This window comes from Bacillus sp. C28GYM-DRY-1, assembly GCF_030519405.1.
GTDB classification, from domain to species: Bacteria; Bacillota; Bacilli; order Bacillales; family Bacillaceae; genus Bacillus; species Bacillus spizizenii_A.
This window is the reverse complement of record NZ_JAUMKF010000026.1, coordinates 15,812-41,078: the sequence shown is the minus strand read 5'-3', so window position 1 is coordinate 41,078 and position 25,267 is coordinate 15,812. Positions and strand designations below refer to the sequence as shown.

Genomic DNA, 25,267 nt, shown 5'->3' with positions numbered 1-25,267 from the left:
GAGAAGAATTTCTTGTGTGGAACATAAGAAAGACACCGTCCTTTTGAAGTCTTTCTTTTATTTTATTACAGGAGAATGGATATTTTAAGGGAAAATAAAAGCTGTCGAGATTTTCTCGACAGCCTGAGCCATACAGAGTATGGCTTTTAATAATAAGGAGATATCATCAGATATACAATAACACCTGTAAGGCTTACATACAGCCACAGAGGCATTGTCCATCTGGCTATTTTTTTATGGCGTTCCACCTGCATGCTGAAGCCCCTGATCAGGGTAAACAGCGCAAGCGGCACAATGATCGCAGAAAGGCAGATATGCGTAATTAAAATAAAGAAGTAGATCGGGCGCATAATCCCTTCTCCGCCATACAGCGTATTCTCCGCAATCGAGTGGTAAACAACATAGCAAATCAAAAATAGTAATGTTGTTGTGAATGCGGCTAAAATAAAGCGTTTATGCGCTTTGATATTTTTCTGTTTAATCATAATCAGCGCGGCCAATAAGAAGATAAACGTAAAGCTGTTGAATATCGCATTCAGCATTGGCAAAATGTGAATATTCGCATGGCTGAACTGATCTAATTTAGGCATAAAAAACAGCACTGCGATTAAACCGTTAATTAGAACTGTCAGCGTAAGGACAATTCCCGTATAATTTTTCGGTTTATTTTCTGTTTGATTCATTTGGTGACCTCTCCTAATTTGTACTGGCTATCCAAATCGTATGCAAATTCAAAGGAGATGTCAACGTTTTCGATTGCTTCGTCAGAAATTAGACACACTTCATTGTCCGGCGGCTTTTAGCCCCGGCCCCAGTTAGGTTTACGCCTCTTTGACCAAATGCTCAACGGCCTTATATCATTTTCATTTAGCGGATTCTTTTGAATTTTCAAATGAATAAATTTATTCATGTGCTGATCCAAGATATCTGCCGCTTCTTGATAAGATTGGCAGCCAGCGGCTTATACAGTCTTGTTTGGTTCTCTGTTACATATTCCCTCATCCGGTTCTCTTCAAATGATATCGCTTTTTTTGCAGAGGAATGGCAATTCTCCCAAGACTCATTGATGATATCGTACTCATAATGCTCAACCGCCTCAATCTTGCCTAGAACGGTTTCAATAATTTTGACTTCATGCTGCTGAGTTAAAATAAACGCCGTGCTTGGGTACATTTGGCGGAAATCCTTTAACTGATCCAGAACGGATGTTTCTTCCCAGTAAAATCTTGTTTCTATAGGGATTTGAAGCTTAATTGGCTCCCATAGACCGTTATCGGAAACAAAAAATACGAGACTGCGAGGCATGTCTTTTCCCATTTCCTTAAGATATTGATCAATTTTCGTTCTGATTTATCTAGACACTTCTCTTCCTCTCGATCACTTGCTGCCAAATACTCCTTTAATCGGTTGAATCCAGATTTTACGGCAATTTTCCATTCTCCCACCTGTGAATCTCTCATGTCTGTATTAAGATATAGGGAAAGAATGTTAACCGGCGGTTCCAATTAACATACTGTAATTTATTAATCAATGAATCAATTGCCATTCCGATTCCTCCTTTTTCACAGGTTAGTTTTTTTCCTCTCTTAAAAACGATCAAACCTTCCTTTTCGCAATTTCTAGTAATAATGGATTTGTTATTTACAATGCCCCTCTCATCTAATACAATTGATAACTGTGTTTCTAAGCTTATTTTTGAAAGGAGATTGATTTTGTTTACTGTTAAAGAAAAAAATCGTCAAGAACTTGAGGAAGAACTACATGATCTAGAATTTCAAATTTACCGCATGCAGGAGAACATGAAGGATCTATCCAAAGATGCCAAAGTGCTTGGTATTGATCAATCGAAACATGAAGAGTGGATGATCGTTTCCTCGATTGATGATGGCCAAACATGCAAAATTATGCTTACCGATTGTAAAACGGCTTATAGAGGAAAAGGCTGTTTTTCACTTGTGGCGTCTTACAAGGACGATGCCATTCATATCGGCGACATAAAAGGTCCTCCGAATCACGGGTTTGGTTCCATTTGCATGAAATATTTAAAGGATATCGCCAGAGACCACAATATACCGAAAGTCACCGGCGACATTGCCAAACGGGACTGGAATCATGTAGACCGGCTGATTCATTTTTATGAAAAACATGAATTCAAAGTAACCGTCGATCCTGATACACAATCAGGCTGCATTAAGTGGGTTGATTTGTAAAAAACCTGGAAGAATGAGCCAAGATGTGCTGTAATGGTGTAAAACCATTGATGGAGGGTTCTATGTTCGCCTCAAAACTGAAAAAGGGTGACGAAATTCGAATCGTGTCTCCCGCGACCAGCATGTCCGTATTATCAAATGAAACAAAAATGCTAGCAAAAACAGCGTTAGAACGCTTAGGTTATCGGGTAACCATCGCTGAACATGCAATTGAATTAAACGAATTCAATTCATCCTCTATCGAGTCAAGAGTCCGTGACCTGCACGCTGCTTTTTTCGACCCCGGAGTCAAAGCGATTTTAACGACACTCGGCGGTTTCAATTCAAATCAGCTGCTGCGTTATCTTGATTACGAGAAAATCAAACAGCATCCAAAAATTCTATGCGGTTATTCCGATATAACCGCTCTTAGCAACGCCATTTATCAAAAAACAGGCCTTGTTACGTATTCAGGCCCCCACTTTTCAACATTTGCAATGAAAAAAGGACTCGATTATACAACAGAGTATTTTCTTTCTTGCTGCGCTTCGGATGATCCATTTGAAATTCACCCTTCTAGCGAGTGGAGCGATGACCGTTGGTTTTTGGATCAAGAAAACAGGCACTTTTACCCTAATAACGGCCCCGTTGTGATCCAAGAGGGTTATGCGGAAGGCACTTTGATTGGAGGAAACCTTTGCACACTTAATTTGCTGCAGGGAACGGAGTATTTTCCTGAAACAGAAAATGCCATTTTATTGATTGAAGATGATTACATGTCAGACATCCACATGTTTGACCGCGACCTGCAATCACTCATCCACCTCCCCTCTTTTTCCCATGTGAAAGCGATTATGATTGGCAGATTTCAAAAAGCTTCAAATGTATCAATAGAACAAGTAAAAGCCATGATTGAAACGAAAAAAGAATTATCCGCTCTTCCCATTATCGCAAATGTAAATGCCGGACACACCTCTCCGATTGCCACGTTCCCTATAGGCGGAACATGCAGGATTGAAGCTGTTTCGGGAACATCACAAATATGGATTGACAAACATTAATCAGCTTGTAAATTTTTTTACAAGCTTTTTTAGCGCAACCATTTATGCAACTACACGAGGAGACATGACAACTGTCATATATGATGCATGATGTGTGCTACTACAAACGACATCTCTCATTGACGTATACTGAACAGAGACACAAAATGAGAGGATACTTACTATGACTGAACAAACCATTGCACATAAACAAAAACAGCTGACAAAGCAAGTCGCCGCTTTTGCTCAGCCCGAAACAAAAAACAGCCTGATTCAGCTTTTGAACACGTTTATACCTTTCTTCGGACTTTGGTTTCTGGCTTATTTCAGCCTCAATGTCTCCTACCTCCTTACGTTAGCTTTAGCAGTGATCGCCGCAGGATTTTTGACAAGAATTTTTATCATCTTCCATGACTGCTGCCATCAATCATTTTTCAGAAAAAAACGCTATAACCACATTCTCGGTTTCCTGACAGGTGTTCTGACTTTATTCCCGTATCTTCAATGGCAGCACAGCCATTCGATTCATCATGCGACAAGCAGTAATCTGGATAAACGCGGAACAGGAGACATATGGCTATTAACGGTAAACGAATATAAAGCTGCATCTACACGTACAAAGCTTGCATACAGACTTTATAGAAATCCGTTTATCATGTTTATTCTCGGACCGATTTATGTTTTTCTCATCACGAACCGTTTCAACAAAAAAGGAGCAAGACGTAAGGAGCGTGTAAACACATACCTTACGAATCTGGCAATTGTGGCATTGGCTGCTGCTTGCTGTCTGATCTTTGGCTGGCAATCGTTTTTACTTGTGCAAGGCCCTATTTTTCTGATCTCAGGTTCAATCGGTGTATGGCTGTTTTATGTGCAGCATACATTTGAAGATTCTTATTTTGAAGCAGATGAGAACTGGAGCTACGTTCAGGCTGCTGTGGAAGGCAGTTCATTTTATAAACTGCCGAAACTGCTTCAGTGGCTGACAGGCAATATCGGTTACCACCACGTTCATCATTTGAGTCCAAAGGTGCCTAACTATAAGCTTGAAGATGCCCATGAACATCATGAGCCTTTAAAAAACGTACCGACAATTACCTTAAAAACAAGCCTGCAATCACTTGCATTCCGCCTTTGGGATGAAGATAAAAAACAATTTGTGTCATTTCGGGATATCAAACATAACCCTTCAAGCCTTCCGCCTGATTCAACAGAAAAACAGAAACTGCGGAAGTACGCCTGATGATAAAGGAGGTCTTCTCTTAAACACAAGAAGGCCTCCTTTTTATTGTTTAAAGGGTGCATTCTGGCTTTCGCAATGATAAAGTTACATGTAAGATGAAAAGCTGAAAATGAGGTAATATAATGATTAAAAAGCATTTTACATTTCAAAAGCTAAGTGGGATTACCCCCTATATATGGACGATATTTTTTATCCTCCCCTTCTACTTTATATGGAAATCATCATCTACAGCCGTTATCATCGTAGGCATCATTTTGACGCTTTTATTTTTTTCGGTATATAGATTTGCTTTTGTCTCAAGAGGCTGGGCCATTTATTTATGGGCGTTTTTGTTAATCGGCATTTCAACTGCCTCTATTACGATGTTCAGTTATATTTATTTTGCTTTTTTTATCGCATATTTTATTGGAAATATAAAGGAACGCGTCCCCTTTTATGTTTTATATTACGTCCATTTAATAAGCGCAGCCGTCGCAGCGAATTTCAGTCTCGTGTTAAAAAAAGAATTTTTTCTGACTCAAATACCCTTTGTCGTCATTACCCTCATTAGCGCGATTTTGTTGCCCTTCAGTATAAGAAGCCGCAAAGAGCGCGAACGGCTGGAAGAAAAACTCGAGGATGCAAATGAACGGATTGCCGAGCTGGTGAAATTAGAAGAGCGGCAGCGAATTGCCCGCGACCTCCACGATACACTTGGGCAAAAGCTTTCTCTAATCGGTTTAAAAAGCGACTTGGCGAGAAAATTGATATACAAAGATCCTGAACAAGCAACACGTGAACTGAAAAGCGTTCAGCAAACTGCGAGAACGTCTTTAAATGAAGTCAGAAAAATTGTATCCTCCATGAAAGGCATCCGGCTCAAGGATGAAATCATAAACATTAAACAAATCCTTGAAGCTGCCGGCATTACGTTTATCTACGAAGAAGATAAATTGCCTGAAAATATCTCATTGCTTAATGAAAACATATTGAGTATGTGCTTAAAGGAAGCTGTCACTAACGTCGTTAAACACAGTCAAGCTAAGACCTGCCGAGTTGACATTCAGCAGCTCTGGAAGGAAGTTGTCATTACAGTGACTGACGATGGAACGTTTCAAGGTGAAGAGAAATACTTTTCAAAAGGACATGGCCTGCTTGGCATGAGAGAACGGCTTGAATTTGCAAACGGGAGCCTTCACATCGATACAAAAAAAGGCACCAAGCTTACCATGTCAATTCCTAATAACTCAAAATAAACAAAAAGGATGGCTTACATGATTAGTATATTTATTGCGGAAGATCAGCAAATGCTCTTGGGCGCTTTAGGATCACTTCTAAACTTAGAAGACGATATGGAAGTCGTAGGCAAGGGTACAAACGGTCAAGATGCTGTTGATTTTGTCAAAAAACATCAGCCTGATGTATGCATTATGGATATTGAAATGCCTGGTAAAACCGGGCTTGAAGCTGCTGAGGAATTAAAGGATACAGGCTGCAAAATTATTATCTTAACTACTTTTACACGACCCGGCTACTTTCAGAGAGCCATTAAAACAGGCGTTAAAGGCTATTTGTTAAAAGACAGTCCGAGCGAAGAGCTCGCGAGCGCCATCCGAAGCGTCATGAACGGAAAACGCATCTATGCACCTGAGCTGATGGAGGACATATACAGCGAGGCTAATCCTCTTACAGACAGGGAAAAAGAAGTGCTCGAACTTGTGGCTGACGGTAAAAACACAAAAGAAATCGCTCAGGAACTCAGCATCAAAAGCGGAACGGTTCGAAATTATATCTCTGTGATTTTAGAAAAGCTTGAAGTGAAAAACCGAATAGAAGCTATTACCAGGTCAAAGGAAAAAGGCTGGTTTAAATAAAAAAGAACTTGGCAGATGCCAAGTTCCTTTTTGTTAGCCAGCAATTCCCCAAGGAGAAAACAAAAGGTACGTCGCCGCAACCAACATTAGAATGATACAGGACGCCAGCTTTACGTGTTTCCAAGGTATTACATCCACTTGCGGATTGTAATCAAGCTTATAATCCGTTTCCCTCGGATACAACTTTCCTGTCAGAAGCATCACAGCCACTGAAAATGGAAAGAGCACGGCAAGGATGTACAGAAAATGAATGTGCCCTAAATAGACTTTTGATAAGCCGTATAAAACAATATGGGCAGGTATCGCTATTTTTACAGCTAAAGCCGGTACTTTTTTTGTAAAAAAACCAACGACGACCGCTGCTAATATCGGTACATTAAAAAATCCGAACATCTCTTGAAGATAGCTGTACAGCCCTGATGGCGCATATAAAATAAAGGGTGCGATGACAATTGATAATAGTCCTAGAACTGCGACGAAAATCCGTCCTGTTTTGACGAGATCAGCTTCATCTGCATGAGGCTTGCATAACGGTTTGTAAATGTCCAGAGTAAACAACGTAATGGTACTGTTCAGAGAGCCATTGAACGAGCTCAAAATCGCTCCGAATAAAATAGCAGCGAATACACCTGTAAGCGATGCCGGCAATAGATCGACGATCAACCGGGGATATACACTGTCAGCATTTTCAATGCCGCCTCCATATAAATGAAAGGCAATCACTCCAGGGACGACTAAATAAAAAACGCCGATGAGTTTAAAGAAACCTGCTAACAGAGCGCCCTTTTGTCCTTCAGCCAAATTTCTCGCTCCTAATGCCCGCTGAACGATCGCTTGGTTAACAGCCCAATAAAAGAGATTATTCACTAAAAGCCCTGTTAAAATTGTCGGCCACGGTACATCTGCCGAATTGCTGATATCAATTGAATTGAGTTTTTCCGTATGTAAAGCCATCAGTTGAGCAACTCCGCCCCCAAAGCTGCCTTGTCCGACTGCAAGAATGCCTAATATCACGATAAAGAAACCGCCGAAAATTAAACCAATTCCGTATATGGCATCTGCTGAGGCAGCGGCTTTCAACCCGCCAAAAAAGATATAACAGCAGCTCGTTACGCCAATGATTAAGGATATCAGCAAAACTGCCATAAATGTGCTGATGCCAAACGTCTCTGTAATGCGGAATACTTGATTTAACACGAGAGCCCCTGAATACAGTACTGTTGGCAGGAATGAAACAGCGTAACCAATGATAAGCAGTACAGAAACGATCTGTCTTGTTCTTTGATCAAACCGCTGCTCTAGAAAATCAGTTATCGTGGTAATTCCCGTTTTCAAATAACGGGGCAAAAGGACAAGTGCCAGGAAAATTAACGCAAGCGGTGCACTCGCTTCCCATGACATCGCTGTCATAGACCCTGCATAGCTTTGTCCATTTAACCCGACCATCTGCTCAGTTGATAAATTGGTTAACAGCAGCGAGCTCCCGATATATAATGCAGTAAGGCTTCTTCCTCCGAGAAAATATCCATCGGACGATTGCAAGTTAACCTCCTTTGTTCTCCGCCATGAAAATAGAAATATCCCGATATTGATAACCAGAAAAGATACAATGATCCAAAGCAACAGCCAGCAACTCCTTCTGCAAATAGTTAGATGATAGGGGCATTTACCATCTACCCATTTTTCACACGTAAAAAACATCGGAACCGCTTTTCTTTTATCACCATATGATACATATATACATCTCTAAACAGAACGAAAAAAGACACAAGCCAAAGGCTCATGTCTTTTATCACAATCTATATGATTAGTTTAAGATTTTTACATTTACAGTTTTGACGCCCCAATTAGATGCATCACTTTTATTGGGTACAAATACGTCGATTTTATTTCCTTTAATAGCGCCGCCAGTATCTGCTGCTGTTGCTTCACCGTAGCCTTCAACATAGACTTTAGAACCTAGTGGGATCACATTAGGATCAACCGCGATAACTTTCGCGTTTGGGTTCTTATTTAAGTCAACGCCTGTTGCTGTAACACCGGAGATGCCGCCGTCGTTAGCAGTGTAAGCAGTAGCAGTAACTGTCAGTTCTTTTGAAGCTTCTTGATTATTTGTATTAGATTGAACAGCCTTTTCTTCTGTAGGAACAGAAGTTTCTGCTGCAGCCTTTGTTTCTTGTTTAGGTTGTTGTTGAACTGTTTCTTGTTTAGGTTGCTCTTTTTGCACAGCTTCTTGTTTTGTTTCAGTTTGAGGTGCGCTTGGTTGCGTATTCTCAGTAACTGTGTTTGCTGCTGTTGCCTGACCTTTTACTGAAAGTGTTGATCCAGCATAGATCATGTCAGAGCTTAGGTTATTCCAAACCTTCAGGTTATTGACTGTTGTTCCGAATTGTTGAGCAATCTTTGTCAGCGTGTCCCCCGCTTTGATTGTATATTGCCCAGTAGTGGTTGTTTCTTCTGAAGAAATGGTCAGTTTTTCTCCTGCAATGATTTTATCAGAAGTTAACTTGTTCCATTCTTTTAGGTCCTTTAGGTTCACTCCGTTTTTCTGAGAGATTCCCCAGAGCGTTTCACCCTTTTGCACCGTGATTTCTTTTGCAGAAGCGTGAGCTCCGAATGCAGTTGATGAAAGTGCAGCAACTGCTACAAAGGACATAATCGTCTTCTTCATAAGTAAATCCTCCCTTGTTAGCTTTTTATTGGCGGCTAACAGGTGATATCGTAACACACGTAAATGTCAAATCAATAACAAAAAGATATGATTTAGATTACAGTTCCTTTACATGAAGGATTTCTCTCTGCTGGAAAGACTTGCTGAACCCTTGATATAATAGGCTTCGCAAGTCTTTTTATCTTGAGGAAAAAAAGAGAAAATAAAATGTGTTTTTTATAGAAAAAAAGGTTGATTTACTGTTTTTTTAGTCTGACATCCCTGCATAAGCTTGTATTTCTTGTAAAAAAAGCCGGCCGTATTTTGCCCTTTTTTGTTCTCCGACTCCTTTTATAGACAACAGTTCCTCATCATTTACGGGCTGTTTTCCTGACATTTCTTTTAACGTTTGGTCAGAGAAAACAACAAAAGGAGGAACACCCTGCTCTGTCGCAATTTCTTTGCGAACCATGCGCAATCGCTCAAACAGTTCGTCATTTTCAGTAATCGCTAATGCTTTTAACGCTTCTTTTCTCTTTATTGATAATTCTCCTCTCAGCACATTCCTTCCTTTACTGCTGACAAAAAGAGTCGGAAACGTACCGTCTGACATCCTGATAAAATCGTCAGAAATGAGAAATTCGATAAAATCACTGATTTCCCCTACTGATTGGTGTTTTAATATCCCATATGTGGTGAGTTCGGAAAAGCCGTTTTCAAGAACCTTTTTATTTTTAGATCCGGCTAGCACCTGGGCAACCATCGTCTTGCCAAACCGTTCTTTCATGCGAATGATACAAGATAAGACCATTTGTGCCTCCCGAGTCACATCATGGGACGTCCTTGTATCAGTGCAATTTCCGCACTGTCCGCACGCATGAGGCTCCTTTTCTCCGAAATACATAAGGATAAAACGCTGCAGGCAATCTTCCGTGTGACAATAGTCGACCATTTGTCTCAGCTTTTTTAAATCCTGCTTTTGTTTCTCTTCATGCTCTGATTGTTCAATTAAGAAGCGCTGCACCATAATATCCTGCGGTGAAAACAGAAGTACACATTCACTGGCAAGACCGTCTCGCCCAGCTCGTCCAGCCTCTTGATAGTAGCTTTCCATATCTTTTGGAATCTGTGCATGCAGAACAAATCTGATGTTTGATTTATCAATGCCCATACCAAAAGCAGAGGTTGCCACCATCACTTGCAGCTCGTCATTAAGAAACCTTTCCTGCTGCTCTTTTCTCACATCATCTGCCAAGCCCCCGTGATATCTGCCCGCACTGATCTGATTTCGTTTTAATCTCTCATATATTCGATCAGCTTCTTTCCTGGTCGCTGTGTATACAATTCCTGCCTCATGTTTGTTGTTTTGCACATAATCATCAATAAAACGATCCTTATTTTCTCCTTTTGCTACTTTAAAGGTTAAATTGTCTCGAGAGAATCCGGTATGTATCGTGTTTTCTTTTTGAATATGCAGCTGTTTGCATATATCCTCATGAACCTCAGGTGTTGCTGTTGCTGTTAATGCCATGATGACAGGCTTGTCATGTAATTCTCGGAACAAAATTTCAATATTTCTGTAGCTTGGCCTGAAATCGTGGCCCCATTGAGATATACAGTGCGCCTCGTCTATTGCGACCAAAGGAACATCAATGCTCTGCAAAATCCGTATAAACTCCGTGGACGTTAGTCGCTCCGGTGTAATGTAAAAAAGCTTGTAAGCCCCTTCTTTGAGTCCGTTCAGCCTCTCATAAATCTCCTGATTGGATTGTGTGCTGTTAATGTAGGCGGCGGTAATCCCTGCTTCTTCTAACGCATCGACTTGATCCTTCATCAAGGAAATCAACGGCGAAATAACGATCGTTGTCCCTTCAAACATTAGTGCCGGAATTTGATAGCATATTGATTTGCCTCCTCCCGTCGGCATAATGCAGGCCGTATTTTGTCTCGCTTCCGTCACCGAGCGGATCGCTTCTTCTTGTCCACTGCGGAGCTTTTCATAACCGAAATAATGGGCCAGAAGGGATTGGGCTCTATGTAACATAACGTGTAAACCTCGCTTTTCCTTGAATTTCTCCCATCATATCATAAAAAAGCGGCCTTCATTTCTGACACACAGAAATTGAATTTTCACTATACCTATCTTTTTTAGATAAAATAAAAAGCCATTTCCAAAAAGGAAATGGCTTTCGCTACGTCTTGCCGTATGCAAGTAAGAAAGTTTTAAACCACCACTCCTCAAAGTGGGTGTTTGCAGAAACGTTCCTGTCGTCCTCTGCAATGGAGGCATGACATTCCAGCTTCGATATAAAACTCCCTATTACAGCTTAAAGGTTAAAACTTAATTAACAATACGCACAAAGTAGCTTCTTTTATATAGTACACCATCAGCCGATTTTTATCAAGGGGCCAGAACAATTGTTTAGAAAAACTTTTTCCAGCGATTAAAACTGCTTTTTCGCTATTATATCTGACGATTTGACAAATAAAAAATATATTACAATAAAAAAACAGCCTTTTTCGTTCTCTTTCTTCTAGATAATATGTATACAAAAAACTCCTATCGCAGTGATAGGAGTCTTTGTTTCATTAGAATTTCGCAGCGAGATCTTTTGCTTCTTGTAAACCTTTTTCTACGATTTCTTGAGCTTGATCAGGTGCTGCGTTATGTCCTTCGATAACAACAGTGTGCAAGTCTTGAACACCCCAAAAGCCAAGAACTGTTTTCATGAAGTTTAATGACATTTCAAGTGCAGCCATTGGCCCTTCAGAGTAAATGCCGCCGCGCGCGTTAAGGAGTGCAACTTTTTTGTCTCCCATTAACCCAACTGGTCCTTCTTGTGTGTATTTGAATGTAACGCCTGCACGAGACAGGTAATCAACATAAGTATGAAGAACTGCCGGCACTGTGAAGTTCCAAAGCGGGAATGCGAAAACAACTTTGTCAGCTTTTACAAACTGGTTCAGATATTTATCGGCAATTGCAGCTTGTTTTTTCTCTTCTTCTGTCATTTCCATTCCTTGACCTGCTTTAAATGTTCCGTTAATCATATCTCTTCCAAGGTAAGGTAGGTTCTCTTTATGAAGATCTAATTCAACCACTTCGTCAGCAGGGTTATTTTCTTTATAAGCAGCTAAGAAAGCCTCGTAAAGTTTAGTTGAAACGCCTTCTTCGGCTGTACGGTCGCTTGTTTTTACAAATAATACTGTAGACATTTGTATTCCTCCCGGTAAACTTTTTATATTAACTTACAAATAGTATGTTACTTTCTTTTTTACGTAAAGTCAATGACTTTATTTTGAATATGAGATTTTTTACAAAAAAAAAGCAAGTACATCTAATATCGGTGTACTTGCTTGCCATTTTCACTTCGAATCTTGTTCACGATCCAAAATTTCATACGTCTGAGAGCTTTTTTGATCAATGGTTTCTTTATTGGATAGATCCTTTACCTGCTCGTGAAACTCTCTTTCAAATGATGGAGCATCTGTCTCTACATCACCCTCCATATCAGCTTGGGCCTTCACTGTCATTCTTGCATAAGGAACAGCTTCAAGCCTTTCATAAGGAATGTCTTGGCCAGTTTTTTCACACACTCCGTACGTGCCATCTTTCATTTTTTGTAACGCATGGTTGACCTCCTCTAACAGCTCCCGGTCGACCTCTCTCACCGTTTGGTCTGTCATCCGGTCTGTGACGAGCGTGCCGTGGTCTGCCATGTGGTTGTCAACCCCATTGGAAAGCTCCCCTACTTCTTCCGTTATTGATTCTGTTTCCTTCTTCTCGCCAGATAATTCTTTTTTCATATCGAGCAATTTATAATAGAGATGCTTCTTTTGTTCTTTAGTCAACGCCATGTGTATCCTCTCCTTTCTATCCTGTTTCCCGTTTTGCCCACTGTCAAACATGGGAACTTGATAGAAAGATGAGCTAATGCATCTTTGAACGCATCGCCACCAGAACAATGCATATACGCTCTTCTCTGTTTTTTATATAAAAAAAGCCTAACCATTTTTTGAACGGCTGGCTCATCAAATATTCAGCTGCACAAGTGCTTTGTCAGCACCGCTTGAACTTCGCTTAAATCGGTGTCTTTCGCAAATTCTAATTCGAACGTTTTGCTTCTAGTCATCAATAAAAGCCCAGTGTCCGGATCGAACATGCCCGCTTCTTGGATCGCAAAGCTTTCAATTGTTTTATATGGAAGAAATACACGAACCTTCTTTTTAGAAAACATTTTATTGTCAAAAAAAATGATCCGCTTATTTGTAAAGCAAATTTGGTCCACTCGGAGCTTATAAATCGATTCTATTCTTTCTCCTTCAACGAGCAAAGCTTCAAGCTTCTTTGCATCCGCTGATCTGCTAACAGAAAAAATACCCAATGAAGAACCCCTCTTTCTGCATTTATCTATTTGTTTATTCATTCACTATATAAAAATAAGTCCTTTATCCCTATATAAGAATACGACATAGAAGACATTTAAACCATTACGAACAGATTACATTTTTCAGATTTTTGATTTGTTTTTCATCTTTTGTGCTGTTGTCATCAAGTAATACGCACGTATAGAGAAAAAAGTTTCAATATTCAGCATTGTTTTTTTTAAAAAAAGTGGTTCTTAGAGTTTTCATTGATTTTGTTTTATTTTTCCTGTTTTTATCAAAAAAAAAAACCGCAGCTCTGCTGCGATTTTAAACCTCTTCGAAGTATTCTTTATAATAGCCACCGACTTTATTCGTATTGTCGATCACAAAGAGAAACTCCTCTGTTTCATTTTTCACTTCATATTCTTTTCCCGGAGTTAAAACGCGATTTACGATATATTTTTTTGCGTTTGTCTGCACACATTTTACCTTTTTGATTGTTTCTTTTTCAAGCCAATTGTTATGAATCATAAATGAAATCTCCTTTTCATATCTATAAGCTTATTGTAGCTTTTTTCTTTTGTAAATTGCAATATCGGTTATTCATTGATTTTGCCTTGTTTTCTATTATAGAATGTTTTTATACGCTTACTCTTATAGCAAAAATCACAGCTTATTCCTGCTATTCGATCAATGAAAATCAATGTGCTATCACCAAGAATCTCAAAACAGACCATAAAAAATGACTGGAGGTTTGTTACAGATGAGTTCTTTAACGATGCAAGTGACGAAAAGGCTGGAGACATTTTTAAAAGGAACAAAGAAGCTTTATATTGACGGAAAGTTTGTTCCGAGTGCCTCAGGGGCAACATTTGACACACCCAACCCGGCGACCGGCGAAACTTTGATGACGCTGTATGAAGCCCAGGCTGCGGATGTGGACAAAGCGGTTAAAGCTGCCCGGAAAGCCTTTGACCAAGGAGAATGGAGAACAATGTCTCCGGCTTCAAGAAGCAGACTGATGTATAAGCTGGCAGACTTAATGGAAGAGCATAAAACTGAGCTTGCTCAACTTGAAACGCTTGATAACGGAAAACCTATAAATGAAACGACGAATGGAGATATACCGCTGGCTATTGAGCATATGCGCTATTACGCCGGCTGGTGTACAAAAATAACAGGACAGACGATTCCTGTTTCCGGCGCTTATTTTAATTATACGCGCCATGAGCCTGTGGGCGTCGTCGGCCAGATCATTCCATGGAATTTCCCGCTCCTGATGGCGATGTGGAAAATGGGTGCTGCTCTTGCAACAGGCTGTACAATCGTGCTCAAACCGGCTGAACAAACACCGCTTTCTGCTCTTTATTTGGCAGAATTAATTGACCAAGCCGGCTTCCCTGACGGTGTCATCAATATCATTCCGGGATTCGGTGAAGATGCGGGAGAAGCGCTGACGAACCATGAAGCGGTTGATAAAATTGCCTTTACCGGTTCCACTGAAATTGGAAAGAAAATCATGTCCACCGCTGCGAAAAGCATTAAGCGGGTTACATTGGAGCTGGGCGGAAAATCACCAAATATTCTCTTGCCGGATGCGAATTTGAAAAAAGCGATCCCAGGCGCTTTAAACGGTGTGATGTTTAACCAAGGCCAAGTCTGCTGTGCGGGCTCACGCGTTTTCATTCATAAAGACCAATATGATGAAGTTGTTGATGAGATGGTGTCCTATGCTGAATCACTCCGCCAAGGAGCGGGACTTCATAAGGATACACAAATCGGGCCTCTCGTGAGCAAGGAACAGCACGAACGCGTTCTTTCCTATATTCAAAAAGGAAAAGACGAAGGAGCGAAAGCAGTGACTGGGGGAAGCTGTCCTTTTGAAGAAGGATATTTTGTCGCACCGACTGTGTTTGCGAATGTTGAAGACGAGATGACCATCGCAAAAGAAGAAATTTTTGGACCGGTGCTGACTGCTATTCCGTACGAAACAGTCGATGAAGTCATTGAACGAGCGAATCATTCAGAATATGGACTCGCAGCCGGACTATGGACAGAGAACGTCAAGCATGCCCACTATATCGCGGACCGTCTTCAAGCCGGTACCGTTTGGGTAAACTGCTATAATGTGTTTGACGCAGCATCTCCGTTTGGCGGTTATAAACAGTCAGGACTCGGACGTGAAATGGGATCATATGCCTTAGATAACTACACAGAAGTCAAAAGTGTATGGATAAATCTCGAAGACTAACATGTATGTCAAAAAACTGCTGCCTGCCAGCAGTTTTTTTTCTTTCTGTAATGGCTGTAAATGACGCAGAATATATATGCTTCTGAAGGAGTTGAGCGTGATGGGCACACTTCAGGAGAAAGTGAGGCGTTATCAAAAGAAAACCATTGCAGAGTTAAAAGACAGGCAAAATGCTGACGGTTCGTGGACATTTTGCTTTGAAGGACCAATCATGACAAATTCCTTTTTTATTTTACTCCTCACCTCACTAAATGAAGGCAAGAATGAAAAAGAACGAATATCAGCGCTTGCAGCCGGCATTCGCGAAAAACAGCAGCCCGACGGGACATTCATCAATTATCCCGATGAAACGAGCGGAAATCTAACCGCTACCGTCCAAGGATATGTCGGGATGCTGGCTTCTGGTTGTTTTCACCAATCTGACCCGCACATGAGGAAAGCTGAACAATTTATCATCTCACATGGCGGTTTGAGACATGTTCATTTCATGACAAAATGGATGCTTGCCGTGAACGGGCTGTATCCTTGGCCTGTTTTGTATTTACCATTATCACTCATGGCGCTTCCCCCAACGTTACCGGTTCATTTCTATCAGTTTAGCGCATATGCCCGAATTCATTTTGCTCCTATGGCTGTAACACTCAATCAGCGATTTGTTCTTAAAAACCGCAATATTTCATCACTTCGCCATCTCGATCCGCATATGACAAAAAACCCTTTCACTTGGCTTCGATCTGATGCTTTTGAAGAAAGAGATCTCACGTCTATTTGGTCACATTGGAATCGCATTTTTCATGCACCCTTTGCTTTTCAGCAGCTCGGCTTACAGATGGCTAAAACATATATGCTGGACCGGATTGAAAAAGACGGAACATTATACAGCTACGCGAGCGCAACCATATTTATGGTTTACAGCCTTCTGTCACTTGGTGTGTCACGCCACTCTCCTGTTATCAAGAGGGCGATTAACGGCATCAAATCATTGATGACAAAGTGCAGCGGGATTCCTTATCTGGAAAACTCTACTTCAACTGTTTGGGATACAGCTTTGATCAGCTATGCCCTTCAAAAAAACGGCGTGACCGAAACAGACGGCTCTATCACAAAAGCTGCTGCCTATTTGCTAGAACGCCAGCATACCAAAAGAGCAGATTGGTCTGTCAAAAACCCGAGAGCAGCGCCCGGCGGCTGGGGGTTTTCAAACATCAATACAAATAACCCTGACTGTGACGACACTGCAGCCGTATTAAAAGCGATTCCCCGCAGTTATTCTCCTTCAGCTTGGGAGCGAGGGGTGTCTTGGCTTTTATCGATGCAAAACAATGACGGCGGATTTTCTGCTTTTGAAAAAAATGTGAACCATCCTCTGATTCGGCTTCTCCCGCTTGAATCCGCCGAGGACGCAGCGGTTGACCCTTCAACCGCCGACCTCACCGGACGTGTGCTGCACTTTTTAGGCGAGAAAGCTGGTTTCAGTGAGAAACATCAACATATTCAGCGCGCTGTGAACTGGCTTGTCGAACATCAAGAACAAAATGGGTCATGGTACGGGAGATGGGGTGTTTGCTACATTTACGGAACATGGGCTGCTCTCACGGGCATGCAGGCCTGCGGAGTTGACCGAAAGCACCCTGTTATACAAAAGGCCTTGCGCTGGCTCAAATCCATACAGCATGATGACGGCAGCTGGGGAGAATCCTGTAAAAGCGCCGAAGTCAAAACGTACGTCCCGCTTCATAAAGGAACTATTGTACAAACGGCCTGGGCTTTAGACGCACTGCTCACATACGAAAATTCCGAACACCCATCTGTTGTGAAAGGCATGCAATATCTTACGGACAGCCGTTATCATAGCGCCGATAGCTTGGCCTATCCAGCAGGAATCGGATTGCCAAAGCAATTTTATATTCGTTATCACAGTTATCCATATGTATTCTCTTTGCTGGCTGTCGGAAAATATTTGAATTCTATTGAAAAGGAGACAGCAAATGAAACGTGAATCTTATCAAACGGAGATGTTCAATTGGTGTGAAGCCTTGAAGGATCAGATTCAAAAGCGAGGACAGCTTGAACAATTTGAAGATCAATTTGACAAAATGATTGAAGCGCTGGAAGATGACCAAACAACAGAAGAAGATTGGTATAAGCAGGCTGCTGCCCTTTATCGGGATATTACAGAATCAGAGGATACAAGTGAAAGACGTGCTTACGTCCCTATTGGGAAACATGTGCTGCCAAAGCTTCCATACAAATATTCCGCCTTAGAACCTTATATATCACGTGACATTATGGTCCTTCATCATACGAAGCATCATCAGAGCTATGTTGACGGTTTAAACAAAGCAGAAACAGAGCTAAAAAAAGCGAGAGCATCAAAGAATTATGACTTGATCACTCATTGGGAAAGAGAGCTTGCATTTCATGGAGCAGGCCATTATTTGCACAGTATTTTTTGGTTTTCGATGCATCCAAACGGAAAAAGGCGCCCTACAGGAGCATTGTTCCAAATGATCGATATTTCATTTGGAAGCTACTCGGCCTTTAAAGAACATTTTACTCAGGCCGCTAAAAAAGTGGAAGGAGTCGGCTGGGCGATTCTGGTCTGGGCTCCCCGATCGGGACGGCTGGAGATCTTAACGGCAGAAAAGCACCAGCTCTTCAGCCAATGGGATGTGATCCCTCTTTTACCGCTTGACGTATGGGAACATGCCTACTATTTGCAATATAAAAATGACAGGGCAAGCTATGTTGATCATTGGTGGAATGTCGTGGATTGGCGCGAGGCAGAAAAACGTTTCGAGCAGGCAAAAGATGTCGTTTGGAAACTCTATTAAAAAAAAGCCCCCTTTTCCCGGGGGCTTCGTGTTTTAAAAAATGCCTACCACATGCAAAAATACGATAATGATGGCAACAGGAGATAGATAACGAATGAGCAGCAGCCAAACCGCAAACCACTTTCGTTTGAGATTGGAACCGCTTTTCAGCTCATTAAACAAATCCTGTTTCGGTATTTTTAGCGGGACAAAAATAGAAATCAATAATGCGCCTAACGGCATTAAAATATTGCTTACAAGATAGTCGGCCGCATCAAAAATAGACAAGTGAAATAGAGAGACGTCACTTAAGACACCGTAGGATAATGCAGACGGCACACCGACAATAAAAATAGCAATCCCGCCTAACCAAGCGAATCGTTTTCTCTTATTGACATCGCCTTTTGAAAGCACTGCGACCAAAATTTCCAGCATTGAGAAAGCGGATGTCAATGCCGCAAATAAAAATAGAATTAAAAATGCTAATAAAAAGATAATTCCGAACGGCATTTGATTAAACACAGTCGGCAGTACGTTAAATAACAGGACCGGCCCTTGGTCTGGTTTGAGGCCGAATGAAAATACAGCTGGAAAAATCGCAATTCCTGCCATTACAGCAACAAGCATGTTTAATACAGTTACTGATACAGCGGACTGCACTACGTTTTCCTGTTTCTCTAAATAAGAGCTATACGTTACCATGACTGATACACCGACACTTAATAAGAAAAAGGATTGGCCCATCGCATATAAAATCGTATTGGCATTAATCGCGGTTACATCAGGCATCAGGAAAAACTTGAGCCCTTCCATCGCTCCATCAAGTGTAACCGAACGCACCATTAAAATAACAAATAATATAAAAAGCGCCGGCATTAATATTTGGCTTGCTTTTTCAATTCCGCTGCTAACCCCTTTTGCAACAACAAAAATTGTCACCACCATAAAGAGCAGCTGGCCTCCTACTGCCAGATAAGGATTTGAAATCGTACTAGCAAATATCGTATCAAAACCAGATGTTTGCGATAAACCGCCAGTGAAGCCTTTTGTAATATAAATTAAAATCCACCCGCCGACGACACTATAAAAAGATAAAAGAATAAAGCACGTCGCCATTCCTAAATAACCGATCCAATGCCACTTCGTTCCCGGAGCAAGTGTTTTATAGGATTGTACGGCATCTTTCTGTGTTTTTCTGCCTATGATGAATTCACCTAACAATAAAGGCAGTCCGATTAAAACCGTAAATAAAATAAAAATAAGTAAAAATGCTCCTCCTCCGCTGGTTCCCGCTACATATGGAAATTTCCATATCGCACCAAGCCCGATAGCTGATCCTGCCGCGGCTAAAATAAAGCCGAGCTTCGAAGACCATTGATTCGCTTCCTTCACCCTATCACTCCTATTTTATCTAACCATTATAAAGATTCATTGTAAGAATATCTTCCTATATAGTCAAGAACATTTTAATTCGTTTACATAACGCATTTATTGCTTTTCTATCAAAAGTCAATTCATCTACTAATATTGAATTATTCAGAAAATTAATTATAATAAGAGAATGCTTCAAAATCTGTGAGAATTTCTGCTGAAGTTCTTGATAAATGTGTAAGGAGTGTTTTGATGGACATCATTAGAAAAATAAGTCATTTCGCGGGACAAACCTTTGGCATATGGGTCATTGTTTTTGCCCTGCTGGGATTTACTTTCCCGTCTTATTTTACATGGATCAGTACTTATATTACGATTTTTCTTGGCATTATCATGTTTGGAATGGGTCTTACACTGCAAGCCGATGATTTCAAAGAACTGATCAGAAAACCTTGGCATGTCATTATCGGGGTAATTGTACAGTATACCATCATGCCGCTCGTTGCTTTCGGCCTCTCATTTGGGCTGCATCTTCCAGCTGAGATCGCAGTGGGTGTTATTCTTGTTGGCTGCTGTCCTGGCGGCACAGCCTCTAATGTCATGACATTTTTAGCAAAAGGAAATACGGCTTTATCTGTTGCTGTTACAACAATTTCTACCTTGTTGGCACCTGTTTTAACACCAGTTTTGATCATGCTGTTTGCCAGGGAATGGCTCCCTGTCTCGCCAGGGTCTTTAATTATTTCAATCTTACAGGCTGTTTTATTTCCGATCATCGCAGGCGTGATCGTCAAAATGTTTTTCAGAAAGCAAGTGGAAAAAGCTGTACATGCCCTTCCGCTTGTTTCTGTCATTGGCATCGTTGCGATTGTCTCAGCTGTTGTCAGCGGCAACCGGGAAAATCTCCTTCAATCAGGGTTGCTCATTTTTTCTGTTGTCATCCTGCATAACGGAATCGGTTATTTGCTTGGATTTCTTTGTGCAAAGCTTTTAAAAATGGATTATCCGTCTCAAAAAGCAATTGCAATCGAAGTTGGCATGCAAAATTCAGGACTTGGGGCCGCACTCGCCACGGCTCATTTCTCACCGCTATCTGCCGTACCCAGCGCGATATTCAGTGTGTGGCATAACCTTTCTGGTTCCATGCTGGCAACATACTGGTCAAAAAAAGCGAAAAAGGAACAAACAGCATCCAACAGCAACAATCTGTCTCTTTAAAATACGCATCAAAAAAGGTACATCACTTTATCGTGATGTACCTTTTTTTATTATCCCTCTAATAAAAGCTGTTCAGGATCTTCCAGTAAATTTTTGATTGTCACTAGGAAACCAACCGCTTCTTTACCGTCAACAATCCGGTGATCATAAGATAAAGCGATATACATCATCGGACGGTTTTCGAAACGATCTTCATCAATGGCTACAGGTCGCAGTTGAATCTTATGCATGCCCAGTATACCGACTTGAGGGCTGTTTAAAATTGGAGTCGACATCAGTGAACCGAAAGTTCCTCCGTTTGTAATGGTAAAGGAACCGCCCTGAAGCTCGCTAAGGGTTAATTTATTGTTTCTTGCTTTTTTCGCAAGTTCGCCGATTTCTTTTTCGATGCCTGCAAATGTCAAACGGTCCGCATCCCGTACAACCGGAACGACAAGGCCTTCATCAGCTGCAACAGCAATCCCGATGTCGTAGAATTTCTTAACGATCAGCTCATCGCCTTGAATTTCCGCATTCAGCAGCGGATATTTCTTCAATGCAGCAACAACCGCTTTCGTAAAGAAAGACATAAAGCCGAGCTTCACTTCGTTTTGCTCAAAGAATTGATCTTTGCGGCGTTTTCTGAGGTTCATGACAGCCGTCATGTCTACTTCATTAAATGTAGTCAGCATCGCTGATGTTTGCTGTACCTCTACAAGTCGTTTTGCAATCGTTTGTCTGCGGCGTGACATTTTTTGCACTTCGACAGGTTTGTCAAAGCTTTGCTGTGTTTTTTGAGCCTGAGGCTGCTGTTGTTTCTGAGGAGCCGGTTTTGACGCTGGTTTTTCGTACGCTTCGACATCCTGCTTGCGCACTCTCCCTAACGGATCTCCCGTTGGAACCTGAGACAGGTCAATTCCTTTCTCTCTTGCCAGCTTACGGGCTGAAGGGGAAGCGATCGTTCTTGATTTTGCTTCGGCTTGTGCTTCCTCGCTATCTTTTGCAGCTGGTTCAGCCTGTTTCTCTTCTTTCTCGCTATCTTTGCTTTCAGCTTTCTCTGAAGGTGCAGGGGCAGAACTTTCACCCGCGCCTTCTGAAATCGTACCGATAATTTCTCCAACTTGGACGGTATCACCCGAATCTTTCAATACCTCTTGAAGTACACCCGATTCTTCTGCTGTCAATTCAACATTTACTTTGTCCGTTTCTAGTTCAAGCAGATATTCACCCTGTTCTACATAATCACCAGGCTGCTTCAACCATTGGGCTATTGTTCCTTCTGAGATTGATTCTGCTAATTCAGGTACCTTAATTTCCGCCATTTTTTCATTTCCCCCTTAGTTTTTGCGAGTCAAGCTATCAGATACAATACGTTCCTGCTCTTTTTTATGCACTGTCGGATCTCCCTCTGCAGGGCTGGATCGTCTTCTTCGCCCAATATATTGAACGCTTACTCCCTGTGGTGCAATCTCTGTCAAATATGGGCTGATATAACTCCAGGCCCCCATGTTCTGCGGCTCTTCCTGCACCCAAACGATTTCTTTCAGGTTCGGAAGTTTCGCTAATAATTCTTTGACTCCTTTTGCCGGGAATGGATACAGCTGTTCAATTCTCGCAATGTGAAGCCACTCTTTACCGTCTTCTAACTTATTGAAATGGTCGCTGATGTCAATAGACACTTTACCGCTGGATAATACAAGTCTGGTTACTTTTTCATAGTCATGAGAAAGTCCGGACTGTTCGTATACAGGCTGAAAGCGGCTTTCGCTGAGCTCCTGCACTTCCGAAACCGTATTCGGATTACGAAGAAGGCTCTTCGGCGTCATAATGACGAGCGGCCTGATTTCTTCACGAAGCAGCATTTTGGCCTGTCTTCTTAAAATATGAAAATATTGTGCAGCGCTTGTCAGGTTGGCAACCGTCCAGTTGTTTTCCGCGGCAAGCTGCAGGAACCGCTCGATTCTTCCGCTTGAGTGCTCGGGCCCCTGTCCCTCGTAACCGTGCGGAAGAAGCATGACTAATCCAGATTTTTGGCCCCATTTCGCGCGTCCGGCAGAAATGAATTGGTCAAAATACACTTGAGCAGCGTTGGCAAAATCTCCATACTGCGCTTCCCACATGACAAGCGTTTCCGGTGAATGCACGTTATACCCGTATTCAAAGCCAAGAACCGATCCTTCAGACAGCGGGCTGTTATGAACAGCAAAAGACGTGTCACAGTCAGATAAATGATGCAGCGGCACAAATTCTTCGCCCGTCTCACTGTCATGAAGCACAAGGTTTCTTTGGGCGAACGTTCCGCGCTCGGAATCCTGTCCAGTTAAACGAATCGGTGTTCCGTCTTTCAAAATAGAAGCAAACGCAAGTGATTCAGCCAAAGACCATTCCACTTTTCTATCATCATCGAACGCCTTGGCGCGTCTTTCTAAAATACGCTTAAGCTTGCCGAAAACGTTAAATGACTCCGGCCAATTGATTAATTCCCCATTCAGCTTACGGAGTACATCAAAATCAATGGAAGTGTCCACATCAGGGAAACCGTTTGAAACAGGCTCTGGAAGTTCAATTTCACTTGCGGTATGTTCCTTTTTAGACGGCACTTTCTGATAAGCATCTTCCATGCGCTTCGTTACCGATTTTTCGATGTTTTGAACAACTTCTTCGGTAAGCACGCCTTCATTTACGAGCTTTTCGGCGAAAATTTGTTTGACGGTCGGATGCTTTCTGACAGCATCATACAGCATCGGCTGAGTGGTAGACGGTTCATCCATTTCATTGTGTCCATAGCGTCTGTACCCAATCAAGTCAATCAGAAAGTCCTTATTGAATGTTTTTCGGTATTCGACCGCAAACTTAACAGCTGAAAGACAGGCTTCTGGATCGTCCGCATTTACGTGAACAATCGGAATTTCATAGCCCTTCGCCAGGTCACTGGCGTAGTTTGTCGACCTTGATTCAGCGCTTTCAGTTGTGAATCCGATCATGTTATTGGCGATAATATGAATCGCACCGCCTACTTGATACCCTTTTAAAGAGCTTAAATTCAATGTTTCAGCGACGATTCCTTCCCCAGGGAATGCAGCGTCTCCATGAATTAAGATGGCAAGCGATTTTGTTTCATCCTGCACCGGATATCCGCTTTGTGTTCTCGTTTCCTGTGCCGCTCTCGTGCTGCCTTCAACAATCGGATTGATAAATTCCAAGTGGCTCGGGTTGTTTGCTAACGTAATGCGCGCTGATTTTGTTTCAGTGTCTTGAAGCTCCCGATTCGCCCCCAGATGGTATTTGACATCCCCTGTCCATCCGTAGCTAATTCCGATTGAACCCTCAGACGGGACAAGATCTTTGTTCGGCGCATGCTGGAATTCAGAGAAAATGATTTCATACGGTTTGCCGAGCACGTGTGCCAAAACATTCAGGCGCCCTCTGTGTGCCATCCCGATGTTGACACTCGTCGTGCCAGATTTAACAGATTGTGCAATAATGTCATCAAGCACTGGGACAAGTGCGTCCAGCCCCTCAATGGAAAAGCGCTTCTGCCCGACGAATGTACGGTGTAAAAACTGTTCAAAGCTCTCTACTTCTGTCAGTCTTTCCAGAACAGCCGACAGCTTCTCAGCTGAGTTCTTCTGGAACAGCTCGCCGGATTCAATCATCTTTGTCAGCCACTCGCGCTCTTTAAAGTCATGCACATGGTCAAATTCAAATGAGATGGTTCTTTTATACGTATTTCGTAAATACTGAATGGCTTCTAAACCGTTCGTAATGTTTTTAGGAGCGTCTTTGCAAATCACTGACGCAGGTATTGCTTTTATTTCTTCTTCTGTTAGCCCGTAATCGGATAATGGAAAGAGCTCGCTCTTTTTACCATCCTTTCTGAGCGGATTGACGGAAGCGTTTAAATGGCCATAGGTTCGGATATCTTCTGCAAGTCTGACTGCGGATGCGATCTTTTGAATCAGATCGGCTGTAACACGTCCCTTTTCTTTTGTTCCCGAGGCCTCTTTTATATCGTTTGGCGGAGCGCCGAGCTCGTCGAACATTTCCTTTAGATCCGGATCAATGCTGGTCGGATCCTGGGTATACTGATCGTAAAGCTCCAGCGCATAGCCGAGGTTCGGACCGTAAAAATCTTCCCAATTCATTCGTTGTTTCATACTATTTTGAAACATTTGAATATTACCCCCAACTTAGATAATCAAGTGAATGATTCACTATCTTAAAATAACTTTCGAACGCTGTGTCCAAAATTATGTAATAAAAACGCTTCCACCGATATTTTACCACTGTTT

20 protein-coding genes, 1 other RNA gene and 1 pseudogene are annotated in these 25,267 nt (G+C 41.8%); 9 read left to right on the top strand and 13 right to left on the bottom strand.

Translation table 11 applies throughout. The features are described from left to right. Positions 1-146 precede the first annotated feature (146 nt). A complete protein-coding gene (locus Q3W56_RS18535) occupies positions 147-683 on the bottom strand; it encodes a DUF420 domain-containing protein (protein ID WP_019714625.1) in 537 nt (178 codons plus the stop codon). A 138-nt stretch (positions 684-821) separates the two neighbouring features. Next, positions 822-1,546, bottom strand: a pseudogene (locus tag Q3W56_RS18530) (VLRF1 family aeRF1-type release factor). 166 nt (positions 1,547-1,712) lie between these two features. On the opposite strand from Q3W56_RS18530, the gene Q3W56_RS18525 reads away from it, so the two are divergent. From Q3W56_RS18525 to desR, 5 genes are all read left to right on the top strand, one after another. After that, positions 1,713-2,210, top strand: coding sequence for an N-acetyltransferase (locus Q3W56_RS18525; RefSeq protein WP_302896448.1), 498 nt, complete (start codon positions 1,713-1,715; stop codon positions 2,208-2,210). Between the two features lie 62 nt (positions 2,211-2,272). Then, a complete protein-coding gene (locus tag Q3W56_RS18520) occupies positions 2,273-3,250 on the top strand; it encodes a S66 family peptidase (RefSeq protein WP_302896447.1) in 978 nt (325 codons plus the stop codon). Positions 3,251-3,413: 163 nt separating this feature from the next. Next, positions 3,414-4,472 (top strand): Delta(5) desaturase DesA, encoded by a 1,059-nt coding sequence (gene desA, locus Q3W56_RS18515; RefSeq protein ID WP_302896446.1) that lies wholly within the window; start codon positions 3,414-3,416, stop codon positions 4,470-4,472. A 122-nt stretch (positions 4,473-4,594) separates the two neighbouring features. Next, on the top strand, positions 4,595-5,707 hold the full coding sequence (gene desK / locus Q3W56_RS18510; protein WP_019714630.1) for a two-component sensor histidine kinase DesK: 1,113 nt from the start codon (positions 4,595-4,597) through the stop codon (positions 5,705-5,707). Between the two features lie 18 nt (positions 5,708-5,725). Beyond that, positions 5,726-6,325, top strand: a complete 600-nt coding sequence (gene desR, locus Q3W56_RS18505; RefSeq protein ID WP_019714631.1) for a two-component system response regulator DesR — start codon at positions 5,726-5,728, stop codon at positions 6,323-6,325. Between the two features lie 33 nt (positions 6,326-6,358). On the opposite strand, the gene Q3W56_RS18500 is transcribed toward desR, so the two are convergent. The 8 genes from Q3W56_RS18500 to Q3W56_RS18465 all read right to left on the bottom strand — a co-directional run bounded on the left by Q3W56_RS18500 (position 6,359) and on the right by Q3W56_RS18465 (position 13,874). After that, the gene (locus tag Q3W56_RS18500; RefSeq protein ID WP_302896445.1) at positions 6,359-7,948 is read right to left on the bottom strand and encodes a solute:sodium symporter family transporter; all 1,590 of its coding nucleotides are present in this window, start codon (positions 7,946-7,948) and stop codon (positions 6,359-6,361) included. A gap of 184 nt (positions 7,949-8,132) precedes the next feature. Next, on the bottom strand, positions 8,133-8,996 hold the full coding sequence (locus Q3W56_RS18495; protein WP_019714633.1) for a 3D domain-containing protein: 864 nt from the start codon (positions 8,994-8,996) through the stop codon (positions 8,133-8,135). Positions 8,997-9,243: 247 nt separating this feature from the next. Next, on the bottom strand, positions 9,244-11,019 hold the full coding sequence (recQ, locus tag Q3W56_RS18490) for a DNA helicase RecQ (RefSeq protein ID WP_302896444.1): 1,776 nt from the start codon (positions 11,017-11,019) through the stop codon (positions 9,244-9,246). A 141-nt stretch (positions 11,020-11,160) separates the two neighbouring features. Continuing rightward, positions 11,161-11,347: non-coding RNA, 6S RNA (gene ssrS, locus Q3W56_RS18485), on the bottom strand. 217 nt (positions 11,348-11,564) lie between these two features. Further along, entirely contained in the window at positions 11,565-12,191 is a 627-nt protein-coding gene (gene azoJ, locus Q3W56_RS18480) for an FMN-dependent NADH-azoreductase AzoJ (RefSeq protein WP_302896442.1), read from the bottom strand. 150 nt (positions 12,192-12,341) lie between these two features. Further along, positions 12,342-12,833 (bottom strand): TraR/DksA family transcriptional regulator, encoded by a 492-nt coding sequence (locus Q3W56_RS18475; protein ID WP_302896441.1) that lies wholly within the window; start codon positions 12,831-12,833, stop codon positions 12,342-12,344. Positions 12,834-13,015: 182 nt separating this feature from the next. Then, the gene (locus tag Q3W56_RS18470) at positions 13,016-13,360 is read right to left on the bottom strand and encodes a PH domain-containing protein (RefSeq protein WP_302896439.1); all 345 of its coding nucleotides are present in this window, start codon (positions 13,358-13,360) and stop codon (positions 13,016-13,018) included. Between the two features lie 310 nt (positions 13,361-13,670). Continuing rightward, complete coding sequence (locus tag Q3W56_RS18465) at positions 13,671-13,874, bottom strand: DUF6501 family protein (RefSeq protein WP_003241656.1); 204 nt, start codon at positions 13,872-13,874, stop codon at positions 13,671-13,673. Between the two features lie 232 nt (positions 13,875-14,106). On the opposite strand from Q3W56_RS18465, the gene dhaS reads away from it, so the two are divergent. The 3 genes from dhaS (at position 14,107) to Q3W56_RS18450 (ending at position 18,428) form a co-directional block, all read left to right on the top strand. Beyond that, complete coding sequence (gene dhaS / locus Q3W56_RS18460; protein ID WP_302896437.1) at positions 14,107-15,594, top strand: aldehyde dehydrogenase DhaS; 1,488 nt, start codon at positions 14,107-14,109, stop codon at positions 15,592-15,594. Positions 15,595-15,694: 100 nt separating this feature from the next. Beyond that, positions 15,695-17,593 carry a terpene cyclase/mutase family protein gene (locus tag Q3W56_RS18455; RefSeq protein WP_302896435.1) on the top strand — a complete coding sequence of 633 codons (1,899 nt, stop codon included), beginning with the start codon at positions 15,695-15,697 and terminating at the stop codon, positions 17,591-17,593. Then, entirely contained in the window at positions 17,583-18,428 is an 846-nt protein-coding gene (locus Q3W56_RS18450; protein WP_302896433.1) for a superoxide dismutase, read from the top strand. The genes Q3W56_RS18455 and Q3W56_RS18450 overlap by 11 nt, the downstream gene beginning before the upstream one ends. A 33-nt stretch (positions 18,429-18,461) precedes the next feature. Here the strand turns inward: Q3W56_RS18450 and Q3W56_RS18445 are convergent, their stop codons facing one another. Beyond that, entirely contained in the window at positions 18,462-19,799 is a 1,338-nt protein-coding gene (locus Q3W56_RS18445) for a sodium-dependent transporter (RefSeq protein ID WP_302896432.1), read from the bottom strand. A 231-nt stretch (positions 19,800-20,030) separates the two neighbouring features. On the opposite strand from Q3W56_RS18445, the gene Q3W56_RS18440 reads away from it, so the two are divergent. Then, positions 20,031-20,996: a bile acid:sodium symporter family transporter gene (locus Q3W56_RS18440; RefSeq protein WP_302896431.1), complete on the top strand. Its 966-nt coding sequence runs from the start codon at positions 20,031-20,033 to the stop codon at positions 20,994-20,996. Positions 20,997-21,046: 50 nt separating this feature from the next. Here the strand turns inward: Q3W56_RS18440 and odhB are convergent, their stop codons facing one another. Both odhB and sucA read right to left on the bottom strand, forming a co-directional pair. Further along, entirely contained in the window at positions 21,047-22,297 is a 1,251-nt protein-coding gene (gene odhB / locus Q3W56_RS18435; protein ID WP_302896430.1) for a 2-oxoglutarate dehydrogenase complex dihydrolipoyllysine-residue succinyltransferase, read from the bottom strand. Positions 22,298-22,312: 15 nt separating this feature from the next. Beyond that, positions 22,313-25,147 (bottom strand): 2-oxoglutarate dehydrogenase E1 component, encoded by a 2,835-nt coding sequence (gene sucA / locus Q3W56_RS18430; protein WP_302896427.1) that lies wholly within the window; start codon positions 25,145-25,147, stop codon positions 22,313-22,315. Between the last annotated feature and the right edge of the window lie 120 nt (positions 25,148-25,267).